Annotated in this window: 14 protein-coding genes; 8 read left to right on the forward strand and 6 right to left on the reverse strand. The window is 57.6% G+C overall.

Going from position 1 to position 15,630, the window contains the following annotated elements; genetic code table 11:
- Window positions 1-148 precede the first annotated feature (148 nt).
- The 3 genes from ACR3E7_RS04620 to ACR3E7_RS04630 are packed head-to-tail and all read left to right on the forward strand — an operon-like array spanning window position 149 to window position 1,685.
- Window positions 149-946, forward strand: coding sequence for a hypothetical protein (locus ACR3E7_RS04620; protein WP_480504378.1), 798 nt, complete (start codon window positions 149-151; stop codon window positions 944-946).
- The gene (locus ACR3E7_RS04625) at window positions 946-1,338 is read left to right on the forward strand and encodes a cell division protein ZapA (RefSeq protein WP_170786647.1); all 393 of its coding nucleotides are present in this window, start codon (window positions 946-948) and stop codon (window positions 1,336-1,338) included. Before ACR3E7_RS04620 ends, ACR3E7_RS04625 begins: the two co-directional genes overlap by 1 nt.
- Window positions 1,335-1,685: an MliC family protein gene (locus tag ACR3E7_RS04630; protein ID WP_170769655.1), complete on the forward strand. Its 351-nt coding sequence runs from the start codon at window positions 1,335-1,337 to the stop codon at window positions 1,683-1,685. Before ACR3E7_RS04625 ends, ACR3E7_RS04630 begins: the two co-directional genes overlap by 4 nt.
- On the opposite strand, the gene grxD is transcribed toward ACR3E7_RS04630, so the two are convergent.
- The 6 genes from grxD to ACR3E7_RS04660 all read right to left on the reverse strand — a co-directional run bounded on the left by grxD (window position 1,686) and on the right by ACR3E7_RS04660 (window position 8,576).
- Window positions 1,686-2,048, reverse strand: coding sequence for a Grx4 family monothiol glutaredoxin (gene grxD, locus ACR3E7_RS04635; protein WP_170791053.1), 363 nt, complete (start codon window positions 2,046-2,048; stop codon window positions 1,686-1,688).
- Window positions 2,035-2,268 carry a hypothetical protein gene (locus ACR3E7_RS04640; protein WP_480504377.1) on the reverse strand — a complete coding sequence of 78 codons (234 nt, stop codon included), beginning with the start codon at window positions 2,266-2,268 and terminating at the stop codon, window positions 2,035-2,037. Before ACR3E7_RS04640 ends, grxD begins: the two co-directional genes overlap by 14 nt.
- A 213-nt stretch (window positions 2,269-2,481) precedes the next feature.
- On the reverse strand, window positions 2,482-2,718 hold the full coding sequence (locus tag ACR3E7_RS04645; RefSeq protein WP_170354080.1) for a BolA/IbaG family iron-sulfur metabolism protein: 237 nt from the start codon (window positions 2,716-2,718) through the stop codon (window positions 2,482-2,484).
- Window positions 2,719-2,843: 125 nt separating this feature from the next.
- Complete coding sequence (gene purL, locus ACR3E7_RS04650; protein WP_480504376.1) at window positions 2,844-5,003, reverse strand: phosphoribosylformylglycinamidine synthase subunit PurL; 2,160 nt, start codon at window positions 5,001-5,003, stop codon at window positions 2,844-2,846.
- A 154-nt stretch (window positions 5,004-5,157) separates the two neighbouring features.
- A complete protein-coding gene (locus tag ACR3E7_RS04655) occupies window positions 5,158-7,401 on the reverse strand; it encodes a mechanosensitive ion channel family protein (RefSeq protein ID WP_480504375.1) in 2,244 nt (747 codons plus the stop codon).
- 269 nt (window positions 7,402-7,670) lie between these two features.
- A complete protein-coding gene (locus tag ACR3E7_RS04660) occupies window positions 7,671-8,576 on the reverse strand; it encodes a LysR family transcriptional regulator (protein WP_170786651.1) in 906 nt (301 codons plus the stop codon).
- 170 nt (window positions 8,577-8,746) lie between these two features.
- On the opposite strand from ACR3E7_RS04660, the gene ACR3E7_RS04665 reads away from it, so the two are divergent.
- From ACR3E7_RS04665 to ccmE, 5 genes are all read left to right on the forward strand, one after another.
- Window positions 8,747-12,166 carry an indolepyruvate ferredoxin oxidoreductase family protein gene (locus ACR3E7_RS04665; protein ID WP_480504374.1) on the forward strand — a complete coding sequence of 1,140 codons (3,420 nt, stop codon included), beginning with the start codon at window positions 8,747-8,749 and terminating at the stop codon, window positions 12,164-12,166.
- A gap of 81 nt (window positions 12,167-12,247) precedes the next feature.
- Window positions 12,248-13,126, forward strand: a complete 879-nt coding sequence (locus ACR3E7_RS04670) for a lysophospholipid acyltransferase family protein (RefSeq protein ID WP_170786655.1) — start codon at window positions 12,248-12,250, stop codon at window positions 13,124-13,126.
- Between the two features lie 8 nt (window positions 13,127-13,134).
- A complete protein-coding gene (gene murI / locus ACR3E7_RS04675; protein WP_170769662.1) occupies window positions 13,135-13,944 on the forward strand; it encodes a glutamate racemase in 810 nt (269 codons plus the stop codon).
- Between the two features lie 93 nt (window positions 13,945-14,037).
- Window positions 14,038-15,066 carry an N-acetyl-gamma-glutamyl-phosphate reductase gene (gene argC, locus ACR3E7_RS04680; RefSeq protein ID WP_480504373.1) on the forward strand — a complete coding sequence of 343 codons (1,029 nt, stop codon included), beginning with the start codon at window positions 14,038-14,040 and terminating at the stop codon, window positions 15,064-15,066.
- 7 nt (window positions 15,067-15,073) lie between these two features.
- Window positions 15,074-15,520, forward strand: coding sequence for a cytochrome c maturation protein CcmE (gene ccmE, locus ACR3E7_RS04685; protein ID WP_170769664.1), 447 nt, complete (start codon window positions 15,074-15,076; stop codon window positions 15,518-15,520).
- The last annotated feature ends 110 nt before the right edge of the window (window positions 15,521-15,630 follow it).

Raw genomic sequence — 15,630 nt, forward strand, 5'->3', positions numbered from 1 at the left:
TCGCAGTGGTTCAAGAATGCGGTCCAAGTGATTGAAAGCAAACAGTGGGTATTTTCCGCGCCATTCGGTTAGACTAGGCCAAGACGAAGACAATGTTGATTCGCACAAATCACATTTCAAGGAACCTTGGTAAACAGGTGGCACAGGTATGAGCCAGATCGAAGAACTACAACGTCGCATTGTCGCCGCGATGGAACGGATTGGAGCCGGCGTCGATGCCTTGGGCACCAAACCAGCAGATCCCTCCGGACAAGACGATGTACTGAAAGCTGCATTGGATGACGAAAAAGTTGCCAACGCGCAGCTTGAAGAGCGTTTGAAATCGCTGAAACAGCGCCACGAGCAAGAGGTCGACGCGATGCGCGCCGACATGGAAAATTTGCGTGCAGCCCCGGTCGAAGACCCTGAGGTGCCTCAATTGCGTCAGCAATTAGCAGAGGCGACCGCGAAACTGGCTTCTGTCGAAGCGGCGCGGGCCGAGTTGGCCGAAGCCAAGGCGGCTTTGGAAAATCAGGATGAACTGGACGCGCTGAAATCCGAAAACGAAGAGTTGAAGGCCGCGATCAACGGGGCTCTGGCTCTGGAAGAAGAAAACGCGCGTCTGCGGTCCGAATTGGCTGATAGCGAGCGGGTTGCTGAACTTTCGGCCGAGTTGGAGATGCTGCGCGCCGAACGCAGTAGTCACGGGGCCGCGATGTCGCGTCTGGATGATGACCTGCAACGGATGCGCAAGGCAAATGAACAGCTGCGCGAGACGGTAGATGAGCTGCGGTCTGCCTCGCAAAACGGAATGCCGGATGCCGAATTGTTGAACCGCGCCACGGTGGCCGAGCTTGAGGCGACCCGCGCCGCACAAGCCACAGACGCGGCCGAAGCCCACGCAGTTCTGGCCCGGCTAGAGCCGTTGTTGTCGCGCGCGAAACTGGCGGAAGGTGAGGTGGAGTAATGCCCGAGGTGACCATTCAAATCGGCGGTCGTGGCTTTGAAGTCTCGTGCCAGCAGGGGGAAGAAGTGTTCTTGCAGGCCGCTGCCAAGATGTTGGACGACGAGGCTCAAGTGCTGTCGGATCAGATTGGCCGGATGCCGGAATCGCGGATGTTGCTGATGGCTGGGCTGATGCTGGCCGATAAGGCCGCCGCTACGGATGATCGTATCAAGATGCTGGAAGGCAAGCTGGCTGAGGTCGAGGCCGAGGTGCAGACCCTGCGCAACGCCCCGCAGCCTGAACCAGAGCGTGTCGAAGTGGCGGTCGTGCCGCCCTCGGTCACGGATACGCTGGCGGAACTGGCCGCACGGGCCGAGGCATTGGCGTCGGTGGTGGAAGAGAAAGCGGGATGAAATTTTTCCCTGCTACTGCGCTAGCTTCCATGCTGGGCATGTGGGGCAGCGTCGCATCGGCCCAGATAGACGTCCTGCCTGTGACCTTCACATGCGAGAACGGCACGCCGCTGGAGGTGATCTTTTTCAACGCTACAGACGGTGCAAGTGCTGCGGCGATGTTGGTGGATAACCGGTTGATTGCATTGGAGCAGACCATCAGCGGGTCGGGTATCCAATACCGCTCCAGCGGTCCGGGTGGCAGCTATGTCCTGCGCTCGAAAGGCTGGGACGCAACTGTCAGCTATCTGGCGGCAGGGGATGCCGCCAGCGAGCAGGTTGTTCTAAGCGATTGTAGTAGCCGCTAATCAGGCGTTAGCTTCGCGGATCTTGTCGGCGGCATCTTTGTTGTAGCCGACGCCATTGTCGTCAAACAGCGTGTCCAGTTCGCCGGACAGGGTCATCTCGGTGATGATGTCGCAACCGCCGACGAATTCACCTTTGACGTAAAGCTGCGGCACGGTCGGCCAGTCGGAATAATCCTTGATGCCCTGACGGACCTCTTCATCAGCTAGAACGTTCACGTCGGCATAGTCTACGCCCATATAGTTCAGCACACCAGCCACGCGGGACGAGAATCCGCATTGCGGCATTTCCTTGGTGCCTTTCATATACAGCACCACATCGTTGGCTTTGACGGTTTCGTCAATCTGGGTCTTAACGTCGCTCATCTTGCGTTTCCTTCTCCCCCGCGTCCGGGGCGTTGGTTTCATCCTGAGACAGACCGGGGGTCCATCCTTCGTTCTGTAGCCGCCGCTGCTCCGTCTGAGCCAAAATGTACGGGTCGAGACCGCGGCGTTTGATACCGCCAGCTTCGCCGATCTTGTCCGGGGCCGGGCGTATTTCGGCCAGTTTGTGTTTTCTTTCCCGTTTCACATAGGCTTCGATCAATGCGGCGGCAACTATTGATGCAAAAACTATTGCAAAAACGATGGAAGCCACTGGCATCAAGATTGAGAACTATCTGAACGATGCTGTTCGTTCGCGCTATTACGGAGTCTTCTACGATAGTGAAGTATCAAACCGGGCAAACCGATCAGTACAATTGGAGCTAGCAAAACTGCTAAAACGCTATATGCCGCAATTGAGCCGTAGATCGCTAAGTTACTCCGGTACTTTCGTTGTCAGCGCCAGCGCGTGCAGCTCTCCATCTGGGCCGTCCATCTTGCCTTTCAAGGCCGCATAGACCGCGCGCTGTTGTTGAACCCGGTTTTTGCCGCGAAAGCTCTCGTCCACGACCATCGCGGACATATGCACGCCATCACTGCCGCCGACTTGAATTTCCGCATCGGGAAAGGCTTCGCGCAGCAGGTGTTCGATTTCGTGGGCGCTCATCGGCATGTAGGTTACTCCTAAAGGTCTTTCCCAAGATGTAGAGCGCCTAAGCGGGGCGCGCAAGTGGTCCTGAGACGACAAAACCCGCGCCGATCAAAGCGCGGGTTTCGGTATCGTTTGAGAAGGCTATGTCAGGCGACAGCTTCCGCAAAGCTGCTACGGAATGTGGCGGTCAGCTCACCCAGCGCAGCCTCAGAGCCTCCGATCTTGACCGCATCGCCGGTGAAGCGGCCGACCGAGACCAGCGGAACGCCGGCCTGACCGGCAGCGATCATTAGCGCCTCAGCCTGATCAAAGTTGCAAGCCACCAAATACCGGGCTTGATCCTCGCCAAACAAGAATTCGGTTGGAGCTTCGTCTAAGTGGACACCGACGCCCGCGGCCTCGGCCAGTTCGAACGCAGCTAGCGCCAGACCGCCATCGCCCAGATCGGTACAGGCTTTGATCATCTCGCGGTTGGCGCGGATGAAGTCACCGTTGCGTTTTTCTGCGTCCAGATTGACATGCGGCGCGTCGCCGTGTTCGCGGTTGAACACCTCAGCCAGTAGGGCGGATTGGCCCAGATGGCCTTTGGTTTCGCCGATGACCAGTGCAACATGGCCTTCGCGAACCTCATTGCCGATGATCTCATCAGTGTGGTTTAGAAGGCCAACCGCGCCGATGGTGGGGGTCGGCAGGATCGCATGACCGTCGGTCTCGTTATAGAGCGAGACGTTGCCCGATACGATCGGCATATCCAGAGCGGCGACAGCCTCGCCAATACCTTTGATCGCGCCGACAAACTGTCCCATGATCTCGGGCTTTTCGGGGTTGCCGAAATTCAGGTTATCGGTGGTTGCCAGCGGGGTTGCCCCCACGGCGGTCAGGTTGCGATAGGCTTCGGCCACCGCCTGCTTGCCGCCCTCAATCGGGTTGGCGCGCACGTAACGCGGGGTCACGTCGCTGGTGAATGCCAGAGCCTTTTCGGTGCCATGCACGCGGACCATACCCGCGCCCAGACCCGGCGTGCGGGCGGTGTCGGCCATGACCATCGTGTCATATTGCTCGTACACCCACTGCTTGCCTGCGTAATTGGGCGAAGAGAGCAGGGCACGCAGACCATCGATTGGATCAATCTGAGGGACCTCGGCCAATTCCTCGGCTGCGGGTGTTTCGACCCAAGGGCGGTCGTACTCGGGCGCGGTCGAAGACAGTTTCGACAGAACCAGATCAGCTTTGACCTCGCCATTATGAACGATCAGGAAACGGTCTTCAGCGATTGTTTCGCCAACAATGGCAAAGTCCAGATCCCATTTCTCGAACACGGCGCGGGCCTCAGCCTCAAGCTCGGGCTTGAGGACCATCAGCATCCGTTCCTGAGATTCCGACAGCATCATCTCATAGGCGGTCATGTTTTCTTCGCGCTGGGGGACGTTCTCGAGATCTAGACGTACGCCAAGGCCACCCTTGTCGCCCATTTCAACTGCGGAACAGGTCAGGCCAGCTGCACCCATATCCTGGATCGAGATCACGGCGCCGGTCTGCATCAGTTCCAGCGTTGCCTCCATCAGGCGCTTTTCAGTGAAGGGGTCGCCAACCTGAACGGTGGGGCGCTTTTCTTCGATGGTGTCATCGAACTCGGCCGAGGCCATGGTCGCACCGCCAACGCCATCACGGCCGGTTTTGGCGCCAAGATAGACGACAGGCATGCCGACGCCCGAGGCGGCCGAGTAGAATATCTTGTCGCTATCCGCCAGACCAGCAGCAAAGGCGTTCACAAGGCAGTTGCCGTTATAGGCCGGGTGGAACCGCACCTCGCCACCCACGCAGGGCACACCGAAGCAGTTGCCGTACCCGCCGATGCCTTCGACCACACCATTCACAAGCTGGCGGGTTTTGTGGTGGCCGGGTTCGCCAAAGGACAGCGCATTCATCGACGCAATGGGACGCGCCCCCATGGTAAAGACGTCGCGCAGGATGCCGCCCACGCCGGTCGCAGCGCCTTGGTAGGGTTCGATATACGAGGGATGGTTGTGGCTTTCCATTTTGAACACCACGGCCTGACCGTCGCCAATATCGACCACGCCCGCATTCTCACCCGGGCCACAGATCACTTGTGGGCCAGAGGTGGGCAGGGTGCGCAGCCATTTCTTGGAGGACTTGTAGGAACAATGCTCGTTCCACATGGCCGAGAAAATACCCAGCTCGGTAAAGGTCGGCTCGCGCCCGATGATTTCGAGGATCATGTCATATTCGTCGGGCTTAAGCCCGTGTGCGGCAATCAGATCCGGGGTGATGGCGGGCTCTTGCATCTTATGTCCTGTGTCCAAAGGGGCCGAGATTGCGCGCCTTTTAGGGCAAGGGCGCGCCCGTGGGAAGGGTCAAGTCACCGCAGGGTGGTCTGGATGAAGAAAAACGGGCCCCGCAAAGGTGCAGGGCCCGCGTATTGGTTCAAAAAGCGTGGGCTCAGGCCGGGGCTTCGCCCTTGTTGACTGCATCGGCGGCGGCGGCACCGACGGCTGCTTTTTGCTCTTCCGAGAGGTTCTCGTTCTCTTCCAATCCCGGAATGGCAACCCGAACTTCCCGGCGCGCAAAATCGATGCCGTTGGCATTGAATTCCGCCTTCACGCGATTGAAAATCTCTTTGCGGAGCGTGAACTGTTTGCCCGGTTTGGCCATGAACTTGCCCCGGATAATCATGCCGACATCGTCGAAGTCGAATACTCCTTGAGATTTGAACGGTTGCAGGAAGCCATCCTTGTGGGTCTCGTCCTGCATCATCTCGGCCCCGATCTTCTTGAAGATTTTCTTGACCTTGTTGGGATCAGTATCAAACGGTACGGTAAATTTCAGCTTCATGATGACCCAGTCGCGGCTGAAATTGGTCAGCTTTTGTATCTCACCATAAGGGATCGTGTGAACGGGTCCGCGGTGGTGGCGCAACTGCATGGAGCGGATCGAGATCTTTTCGACAGTACCCATGGTGCCGCCCACATCGACATATTCACCCACGCGGAAGGCATCGTCGATCAGGAAGAAGATGCCGCCGACGATGTCAGCCACCAGTTTCTGTGCGCCGAAGCCGATGGCCAGACCCAGAACACCGGCACCAGCCAGTAAGGGCGTGATGTTGATGCCTAGCGCCCCGAGGGCAAGCAGGCCGAAGATTACCGCGATGGTGATCTGCGCTGTGATGCGCAGCAGCGGCAGGACAGTCGCAAGACGCGAACCACCCGCGCCGCCGCCTTCGCCACCGGCTTCTTCGTCCAGCGCCTCAGCTGCGGTCTGTTCCTTAGCCAAGCGACGGTTGATCCAAAGAGAGACGACCTCGTTTAAGATATAGCCAATGGCGATGATCAGCAGGAACTCGATCACGGCGCCGCCCACTTCGGCACTGACGCCGGCCGAGGCCACATCGCGCAGGTCCAGATGCCAGGCGTTCGCGATCATGAATACAACGAAAAGGCCCGCAATAACGCGACCGATGCGAATATAGCTGCGCTTGGCCGAGCGATGCGCCCGTTCGGCTAGCGGCCCTTCACCCGACATCGGCGGTTGAAGATGCCGCACCAAGCCCCGAATCAATGTATCAAGTGCGGGCGCGATCAGCAGCCAGAACATGGTGGTGAAATGCGCCCCGTTGACCAGAACACGCATGACAGCGGGGTCACGCTGCGCCACAAGGAATTCGACCAGCAACCAGATCGCGACCGAGACCCCAATTGCGAAATAGGGGTAATAGTGCGAAACTTCTTCGTCGAATTTGGTGTGATCGGGGTCTGTACCCAACATCATCTGGGATAGGCCCTCGCGCGCAGTCCAGGCGATCAGGCCGATATAGATGTGGATCGCGGCGTTCAGCCAGAATCCGATGCGCGTATCGTCTGATGTTATGTCATTCAAGCCATTGAAGCGCAGGATGAACAGGGTAAAGCCGATCAAGATGAGCAGGCCAATCAGATTGCGATGCAGGTATTTTGCCCAGTGATCATCAATGTTGACGAGCCGGAACTGCGGTTTTTGCGGTGCCAGAACAAAGCGCGAGACAGCGGCCCCAAGACGCGGCACCCAGATCAGGTAGAATACAAAGGGTCCGGCATAGATGATCTGCTCGGGCGTCAACACGCCGCGACCGAATGCACGGACGACCACATAAAATACGATTAGCCCCGCGATTTCCCTACAAAACCGTCGAAACAGGTATCGGGCAGCGCCCCATAGATCGGCCTCGTCCGCGACCTCTGTCGCTTCGTGCCAATGACGGGTCAGGAAAATAAACAGTTTTTCGGCGACAAACCCAACCAGAAGGACGGACAAGACGAGCCCTAAAAGAGTGAAAACCCCGGTCGTGCCGAACGTATCAGCGAAATTGCCGAACGCTGTGATCTGCGCCGTTACAATCCTGGGAAGTGTTGTAAGAACATGAGTCCAGGACGAAACCATCTCGGCCCAGATTTCGTTGATTTCGGTCAGTGGGTCTTCGACATTGGCTTTTTCAGCGGCTTTTTGTTCGGCCACGGCATCCAGCCGCTCCAGAAGAATCGCGCGCACCTGATCGTCAGACATACGCGCAACAAGATCGTCGACCTGTTCAGGTGTCAGATCCTCGGGAATTGTGACCGATGACGCGCTGGTATCCTGCGCAAAAACGGGAACCGCCAGAGAAAGCGCAGCGACCATCGCCAGCGCCAGGCGAAGTGGGTGAAGCATGAATGAGCCCTCGAACACAAATTATTTAGCTTTTTCGGGATCATATGCGGTTGGAGGAATTTTTCCCAGTAGTTTTGCGGGGGCGACAAGGGTGGAAGCCAAAAAAAAAGGCCGAGCACTAAGCTCGGCCATAGTCCAACAGGGAGGTATGAAGATGATGAGCGTTGCAGCATCATCGCCTTCATGTGCTCATTTAGGGATCACTTTATGAACGATCAAGATGTTTCAGACTGATCAAAGGTCATGTCCGCTATGACCTTGGTGCATAGCTAGAGTTTTCCCATCTGCTTCAACTGTTTGCGCTGCGCGATGATTTCGTCCTGCACGAAGTCGCGGAAAGCGGCGACACGCTTGGAATGGCGCAGTTCTTCGGGGTAGGCCAGATAAACGGGGACATCTGCAGTTTCGATATCGGTGAGCAGGGGTACCAGATGCGGAAAATCCTGGGTTACGTAGTCCGGCAAGACGCCGATGCCAAGGTTGTGAAGCACGCCTTGCAGCACGCCGAAATAGTTGTTCACTGACAACAGGGACCTGGGGTTATAGGTCATCAGGTGCCGTACCATGGCAGCACTTGCCCCAACTTGTGGCGCAGATGGCGTCTGGCTGATCAGCCGGTGGTTCGCGATTTCCTCCAACTCCTCAGGGGCGCCGTTTTCCTCTAGATATTCTTGCGTGGCGTAAAGTTGCATCTGAACGGTCATCAGGCGTTTGCGTACTAGATCAGCCTGGCTGGGCTCTTTCATGCGTATGGCGACGTCTGCTTCACGCATGGGCAAGTCCAGAACCCGCTCCTCTAGCATCAAGTCAATGTTAAGGTCCGGGTATTGTTCGTAAAGCTTCGGTAGGCGCGGTGCGAGCCAGAGCGTGCCAAAGCCGAACGTTGTGGTGACGCGCAGAACGCCGAACACTTCTTCTTCACTGTCACGGATACGCGCGGCGGCGGCATCCAGACGTTTAGACATGGCCGAGGTGGCGTCGAACAGCAACTCGCCCTGTTCGGTCAGGATCAGTCCGCGTGCGTGGCGGTGGAAAAGAGTCGAATCAAGCGATTCCTCCAGCGCCCGAATTTGGCGGCTGACGGCGGATTGCGACAAATTCAGCTTGTCGCCCGCATGAGTCAGGCTGCCTGCATCGGCCACCGCGTGAAATATCCTAAGCTTGTCCCAATCCATCGCCGCAACTTTCGTTATCTTTTGGAAGCCCTATATGAAATAGGTAACAAGTTCTACATTCAAACTGTGATTTTGGCAGGATTACAGAGGGTAAAACCTATACAGGTCAGAAATTGTGACCTAAAATGCGAGGGAAATACGCACACTGATCTGACGAGGGGAGACGTCTGATGAGCCAGCCACAGATATCGCTGAACGACCGGTTTGATATTGAGAAGAACCCCGTCCTTTTGAACGGCACACAGGCGCTTGTGCGGTTGATGCTGTTGCAGAAGGAACGTGACCGACAGGCAGGTTTGAATACTGCAGGTCTGGTCACAGGGTATCGGGGCTCTCCGTTGGGTGCGGTCGATCAGCAGATGATGCGGGCGCAAAAGCATCTGGCTGAAAGCGATGTCACCTTCCAATTCGGCCTGAACGAAGATCTTGCTGCCACCGCGCTCTGGGGCAGTCAGCAGGCAGGTCTGCGGGGTGATGGCAAGTTCGATGGCGTGTTCGGCCTGTGGTACGGCAAAGGCCCCGGCGTTGATCGTTCGGGCGACGTGATGCGCCATGCCAACATGGCGGGAACGGCGGAACATGGCGGTGTCCTTGTTGCGATGGGCGACGATCACACCGGCGAAAGCTCGACCGTGCTGCACCAGTCCGAGTGGGCGTTGGTGGATATGTATATGCCTATTGTCAGCCCGGCGGGTGTTCAGGAAATCCTCGATTACGGCATCTACGGATATGCGCTCAGCCGGTTTGCGGGCGTGTGGGTCGGGTTGAAGACGATGAAGGACACGATCGAAGTGACCTCGGTCGTCGATGGCAGCCCGGATCGGATCAAAGTGGTCACGCCGCAATTCGACATGCCCCAAGGCGGCCTGAACATCCGTCTTGGCGACACGCCGCACCTGCAAGAGGCGCGGATCATCGACGCCAAAAGGTTCGCGGCTGAGACGTTCTCGCACGCCAACAAGATGGACAAGCGCGTCTGGGGCAAACCCGGTGCCAAGATCGGTTTCGTCGCGGCGGGCAAGAACTGGCTGGATCTGGTCCATGCTCTGTCGCTGCTCAATATCGACGAGGCTGAGGCCGAACGGCTGGGGATCACAACCTACAAAGTGGGCCAGACCTTCCCGCTGGATATGGCGGGTTTTCATGACTGGGCCGAAGGGCTGGACCTGATCGTCATCGTCGAAGAAAAACGCAAGCTGATAGAGGTTCAGGTCAAGGAAGCCATCTTCGACGACCGTCGCGGGCGGCGCGTGTATGGGTGGTACAAAGGTGGTGCAGGGACCCTACACCGGGAAGAGCTGTTCCCGACCCGCGGTGCCCTTGATCCGATTATGATCGCGGAAAAGCTGGGCGATATCCTGATCGAAGAGGGGCGCGAAACCGACGGTGTGCGTGCAGGGCTTGCCAAACTGGCCGAGTCGCGCCGGGCCGACAATGCCGAAGAGATCGCGACGCGTTTGCCCTATTTCTGCTCGGGATGTCCGCATAACAGCTCGACCAAGGTGCCCGACGGCAGCCGTGCTTATGCAGGCATAGGGTGTCACTACATGGTTCAATGGATGGACCGAAATACCTCGGGCTTTACCCAGATGGGGGGTGAAGGCGCGAACTGGATTGGCGAGGCTCCATTCTCGACCACACCGCACGTCTTTCAGAACCTCGGTGACGGGACCTATAACCACTCGGGCGTGCAAGCCATCCGGGCGGCGCTTTCGGCGGGGACGAACATTACCTTCAAGATCCTGTTCAACGATGCCGTTGCCATGACAGGTGGACAGGGCAATGAGGGCGATTTGACCGCCGAACGCATCGTGGCCGAGGTCAAGGCGATGGGCGTACAGCACGTGGCTTTGGTCTATGACGAAAAGGAAGATGTGAATTTCAAGGCGCTGCCATCGGGGGTAGATACGTTCGAACGCGCCGAACTAATGCAGGTTCAGGAAAAATTCCGCGAGATCGAGGGCGTCTCGGTCATTGTCTACGTGCAGACCTGCGCTGCTGAAAAACGCCGCCGTCGCAAACGCGGAACGTTCCCGGACCCGGATAAACGTGTCTTCATCAACACTGACATCTGTGAAGGCTGCGGCGATTGTGGGGTTCAATCCAACTGCGTCTCGATCGTTCCGAAAGAGACCGAGCTGGGCCGGAAGCGCGCGATTGATCAATCCAGTTGCAACAAGGATTTTTCCTGTGTGAACGGGTTCTGCCCGTCTTTCATCACGTTGGAAGGTGCGAAGATCCGTAAGGAGGCCACCACCGAAATCGATTTGCCGGATTTGCCAATGCCCGATCTGCCAGAGATCAATGGCACGCACAACGTGGTGATTACCGGAATTGGCGGGACCGGCGTGGTGACGCTGGGCGCGGTATTGGCGCAGGCGGCGCAGATCGACGGCAAAGGTGCGGGCATGATGGAAATGGCTGGCCTGGCGCAAAAAGGCGGCGCGGTGCATATCCACTGTCGTCTGGCCAATCGCCCCGAAGATATCAGCGCCATCCGCGTGGCCACCGGCGAGGCTCATGCGCTGATTGGTGGCGATCTTGTCGTGTCCGCAGGGGCAAAGACCCTGGGCCTGACCCGTGCAGGCCAGACCGGTGCCGTGGTCAACAACCATGAAACGGTGACAGGTGATTTTACGCGTGACACCGCCTTCCGTATTCCTGGCGAACGTTTGGAACTGGCACTGGAAGCGCGGCTGAAAGAGGATGTCTCCCTGTTCGACGCGACCGCATTGGCGCGCGCCGTGATGGGGGATTCGATCTATTCCAACATGATGGTCTTTGGGGCCGCGTGGCAGCGTGGATTACTCCCGGTCAGCCATTCGGCCATAGAACAGGCTATCGAATTGAATGGCACTGCAGTGGAACGCAATAAGCGCGCCTTTGATATCGGCCGCTGGGCGGTTCTGCACCCGCAGCAGGTCGCCGATATCCTGAAACCGAACGTCGCTGAACTGCCCAAAACGCTGGATCAGATCATTGATTTCCGTGCTAACCACCTGACCGATTACCAAAGCGCGCGTCTGGCCAAAAAGTATCGCAAAATGGTCGATGCCTTCGAGGATACCGATATCCGCGAGGCCGTGGCGCGGGGCTATCACAAACTTCTGTCCTACAAGGATGAATACGAGGTCGCGCGTCTACTGCTGACCAGTCGCGAAAAAGCCACAGCCGAGTTTGATGGCGATTTTCAAATAACCCTGCATCTGGCCCCGCCCATTCTTGGCAGCAAGGGGCCGAATGGTCGCCCGAAAAAACGAACCTATGGCGAATGGATGCTGGGCCCGCTCAAGCTCTTGTCCAAGTTGAAAGTCTTGCGAGCGACGCCTCTGGACATTTTTAGCTACAGCTCCGAACGTCGGATGGAGCGCGCCCTGATCAAACAATATGAGCGTGATCTCAAAGAGATCACTCCGCTGATCAACGCTCAGACACGGGACGCGGTGATCGCACTGGCGTGTCTGCCGCTGGACATTCGTGGCTTTGGTCCGGTCTTGAAGGAAAGCGAAGCCAAGGCCGCCAAGCGGCGCGAAGAACTGTTGTCTGTCATTCGCAGCGGTGGGCCCGATTTGCGCGCGGCGGCGGAATAGATCGTCACATCCCTGTCACGATCTCTAGGCAAACCTGTGGGCTGCACCTAAGTTGCAGGCCACAGAACCTCGGAGACCGCAATGCCTTCGCCCCGCCATGTCGCTCGTGACATTTCCTATGCTTATTCCGCCGAAACCAAAGGCGGTCGCATGGTCATCAAGTTGATGGAAAACACGACGGGTCGGATGCGCCTGATCAAACGCGCGGACGGCTATGAGCAAGAGGTCGCGCAGGGCCGCGATTTTTGGACGGTCATGGTGGACCGTTATGGCCTTTCTCTGGATGTGGTGGGTGGATCGCTCGCGAATATCCCCAATACCGGCCCACTGATCCTGATTGCCAACCACCCCTATGGCATTCTTGATGGGATGATGATGGGACATATTCTGTCGCAAACGCGCGGCGATTTTCGCATTCTGGCCAACAGCGTGTTCCGCAAGGCCGAGGACTTGAACCGGGTCGTTTTGCCTGTGTCGTTTGACGATACCAAAGAAGCGATGAAGCTGAACTTGCAAACTCGCAAAACGGCCCTGAACTATCTGGGTGACGGTGGCGCGATTGGGATTTTCCCCGGTGGTACGGTCAGCACCGGGGTTAAGCCGTTCTCATACCCGATGGATCCGGGCTGGCGCGGCTTTACCGCACGTATGGTCGCTAAATCGAACGCAACAGTGGTGCCGGTCTTCTTTGACGGCCACACCTCGCGTCTGTTTCAGATCGCCAGTCATCTGCACAGCACTTTGCGCATGGGTTTGCTGATCAAAGAGTTCAAAAAACGTGTCGACACTCCTGTCAAAGTGGCGATCGGGGAGCCGATCAGCCGCGACGTTCTAGACCCTCTGGCCAGTGACACACGCAAGATGATGGATTTCCTGCGCAAAGCCACGTATGAGCTGTCCCCGAAGCCGTTGAAGTCTTATGACTACGGCTATGAGTTTGAGGAACGGCATCGCGCCTGAAGGGGCAAATGGCAGTAGGTATTTTTGATTCTGGTTTGGGCGGGTTGACCGTTCTGGACGCCGCGCAGAAACGTCTGCCGGAGGTGGATTTCCTGTATTACGCAGACAGTGCGCACGCGCCTTATGGCGTGCGGGATGCGGAAAACATTTATGACCTGACCCGCGGGGCGGTGAACGCGTTGTGGGACCGCGGCTGTGATCTGGTGATCCTGGCCTGCAACACCGCCAGCGCTGCTGCGCTGCGCCGGATGCAAGAAGAAGGCGTGCCCGAGGGCAAGCGCGTGCTGGGTGTCTTTGTACCGCTGATCGAGGCTTTGACCGAGCGGCAATGGGGCGACAACAGCCCTCCGCGTGAGGTTGCCGTAAAACATGTGGCGCTGTTTGCGACGCCCGCGACTGTCTCCAGCCGTGCATTTCAGCGCGAACTGGCCTTTCGCGCCATTGGCGTGGATGTTGAGGCCCAGGCCTGTGGCGGCGTGGTCGATGCCATCGAGGACGGCGACATGATTCTGGCCGAAGCCCTGGTACGCAGCCATGTCGATGCGCTCAAACGCAAGATGCCTGATCCGCAGGCCGCGATTTTGGGCTGCACCCATTACCCGCTTATGGCCGAGACCTTCCAGGCGGCTCTTGGTCCGAATGTGCAGGTGTTTAGCCAAGGTGATCTGGTGGCCGAAAGCCTAGCGGATTACCTAGCCCGGCATCCAAACATGCTGGGCAAGGGCGAGGCTGGGTTTCTGACCACCGGCAAGCCCGCCTTCGTCAGTGACCGGGCAACGCAGTTCCTGCGACGACAAATCTCCTTCGAGGCTGTCTGACTTAGGTCAAGGACGCCAAGCGGACGAATCCGTAAACCAAGGCCGGCGCATCGGCGGTCGTGATATGTGACATATGAATAGAAGAGGTCTGACATGACCCATAAAATCGCAATTCTGGGCGCTTCCGGCTACACCGGTGCCGAACTCGTGCGCCTGATCGCCGAGCATCCGAATATGGAGATCACTGCGCTGGCCGCCGAGCGTAAGGCGGGCCAGTCCATGGCGCAGGTCTTTCCGCATCTGCGCCATATGGATCTGCCGGACCTGTGCAAGATAGCCGAGATTGACTTTTCGCAGATCGACCTGTGTTTCTGCGCCTTGCCGCACAAAACCAGCCAAGAGGTCATCCGCGATCTGCCCAAAGATCTTAAAATCATTGACCTTTCCGCTGATTTCCGCCTGCGCGACCCGGATGAGTATGAGAAATGGTACGGCAACCCGCATGCCGCTTTGGCGCAGCAGGACGAATCCGTCTATGGTCTGACCGAGTTCTACCGCGATGATATCCGAAATGCACGTCTGGTAGCCGGTACCGGCTGCAACGCGGCCACAGGGCAATATGTGCTGCGCCCGCTGATCTCGGCCGGGGTGATTGATCTGGATGACATCATTCTGGACCTCAAATGCGCGGTGTCCGGCGCGGGGCGGTCGCTCAAGGAAAATCTGCTGCATGCCGAACTCAGCGAAGGGTACAACGCCTATGCCGTGGGTGGCACGCACCGGCATCTGGGTGAGTTCGATCAGGAGTTCTCGGCCCTAGCAGGACGTCCGGTCCATGTGCAGTTCACGCCGCATCTGGTACCGGCCAACCGGGGCATCCTGGCGACCACTTACGTGAAAGGCGATCCAGAAAGCGTGTATGAAACGCTGGCCAAAACCTACGAACACGAACCTTTCATCCAGATGCTGCCCTTCGGTGAGACCCCGTCGACCCATCATGTGCGGGGCTCGAATTTTTGCCATATCGGCGTGGTGGGCGACCGGATCGAACGTCGCGCCATTGTGATCGGCGCGCTGGATAACCTGACAAAAGGTAGCAGTGGCCAAGCCTTGCAGAATGCGAACCTGATGTTAGGTGAAACTGAAACCCTTGGCCTGATGATGGCCCCTCTGTTCCCGTGAGGATATCATGAAGTCACTCAAGAAACGTCGTCGCGTACAAATCATTCTGCTGGCTGTGGTGGCCTTGGTGTCATCGACGGCGTTGATTGGGTGGGCTTTGCAGGATGGAATCAACTTTTTCCGGTCCCCCAGTGAAGTAATCGCCGAGCCACCCAAACCGACGGAGGTTTTTCGCATCGGCGGGTTGGTCGAAGAAGGCTCGATCGTGCGGGGGCAGGGAGAGACTGTGACCTTTGTCGTCACAGATGGCGGCGAAAGTGTACCGGTGGCCTTTACCGGTGTCTTGCCTGATTTGTTTACCGAAAATCAGGGTATGGTCGGCACAGGAAGCTACGTGAATGGCGTGTTTGAAGCCACTGAAATCCTTGCGAAACACGATGAGACATACATGCCAAAAGAGGTGGTGGATGCGCTCAAGGAACAAGGCGTCTACAAAGAAGGCAGCGATAGCTGAACTCCGCTCAGATTTGAGTAAACGGGCGTTGCGAGGATGAACCTTGCAGCGCCCTTTGTCATTGTTCTGAATTAACCGTTCTCTGCCAGCGTCCTCGGCAATCAGATGCG

This window comes from Ruegeria sp. BK1, from assembly GCF_056535645.1.

Coding starts and splice junctions, on each gene's coding strand:
- ACR3E7_RS04620 (WP_480504378.1), top strand. CDS start 149: ATGAGCCAGATCGAAGAACTACAACGTCGCATTGTCGCCGCGATGGAA.
- ACR3E7_RS04625 (WP_170786647.1), top strand. CDS start 946: ATGCCCGAGGTGACCATTCAAATCGGCGGTCGTGGCTTTGAAGTCTCG.
- ACR3E7_RS04630 (WP_170769655.1), top strand. CDS start 1,335: ATGAAATTTTTCCCTGCTACTGCGCTAGCTTCCATGCTGGGCATGTGG.
- grxD (WP_170791053.1), bottom strand. CDS start 2,048: ATGAGCGACGTTAAGACCCAGATTGACGAAACCGTCAAAGCCAACGAT.
- ACR3E7_RS04645 (WP_170354080.1), bottom strand. CDS start 2,718: ATGCCGATGAGCGCCCACGAAATCGAACACCTGCTGCGCGAAGCCTTT.
- purL (WP_480504376.1), bottom strand. CDS start 5,003: ATGCAAGAGCCCGCCATCACCCCGGATCTGATTGCCGCACACGGGCTT.
- ACR3E7_RS04655 (WP_480504375.1), bottom strand. CDS start 7,401: ATGCTTCACCCACTTCGCCTGGCGCTGGCGATGGTCGCTGCGCTTTCT.
- ACR3E7_RS04660 (WP_170786651.1), bottom strand. CDS start 8,576: ATGGATTGGGACAAGCTTAGGATATTTCACGCGGTGGCCGATGCAGGC.
- ACR3E7_RS04665 (WP_480504374.1), top strand. CDS start 8,747: ATGAGCCAGCCACAGATATCGCTGAACGACCGGTTTGATATTGAGAAG.
- ACR3E7_RS04670 (WP_170786655.1), top strand. CDS start 12,248: ATGCCTTCGCCCCGCCATGTCGCTCGTGACATTTCCTATGCTTATTCC.
- murI (WP_170769662.1), top strand. CDS start 13,135: ATGGCAGTAGGTATTTTTGATTCTGGTTTGGGCGGGTTGACCGTTCTG.
- argC (WP_480504373.1), top strand. CDS start 14,038: ATGACCCATAAAATCGCAATTCTGGGCGCTTCCGGCTACACCGGTGCC.
- ccmE (WP_170769664.1), top strand. CDS start 15,074: ATGAAGTCACTCAAGAAACGTCGTCGCGTACAAATCATTCTGCTGGCT.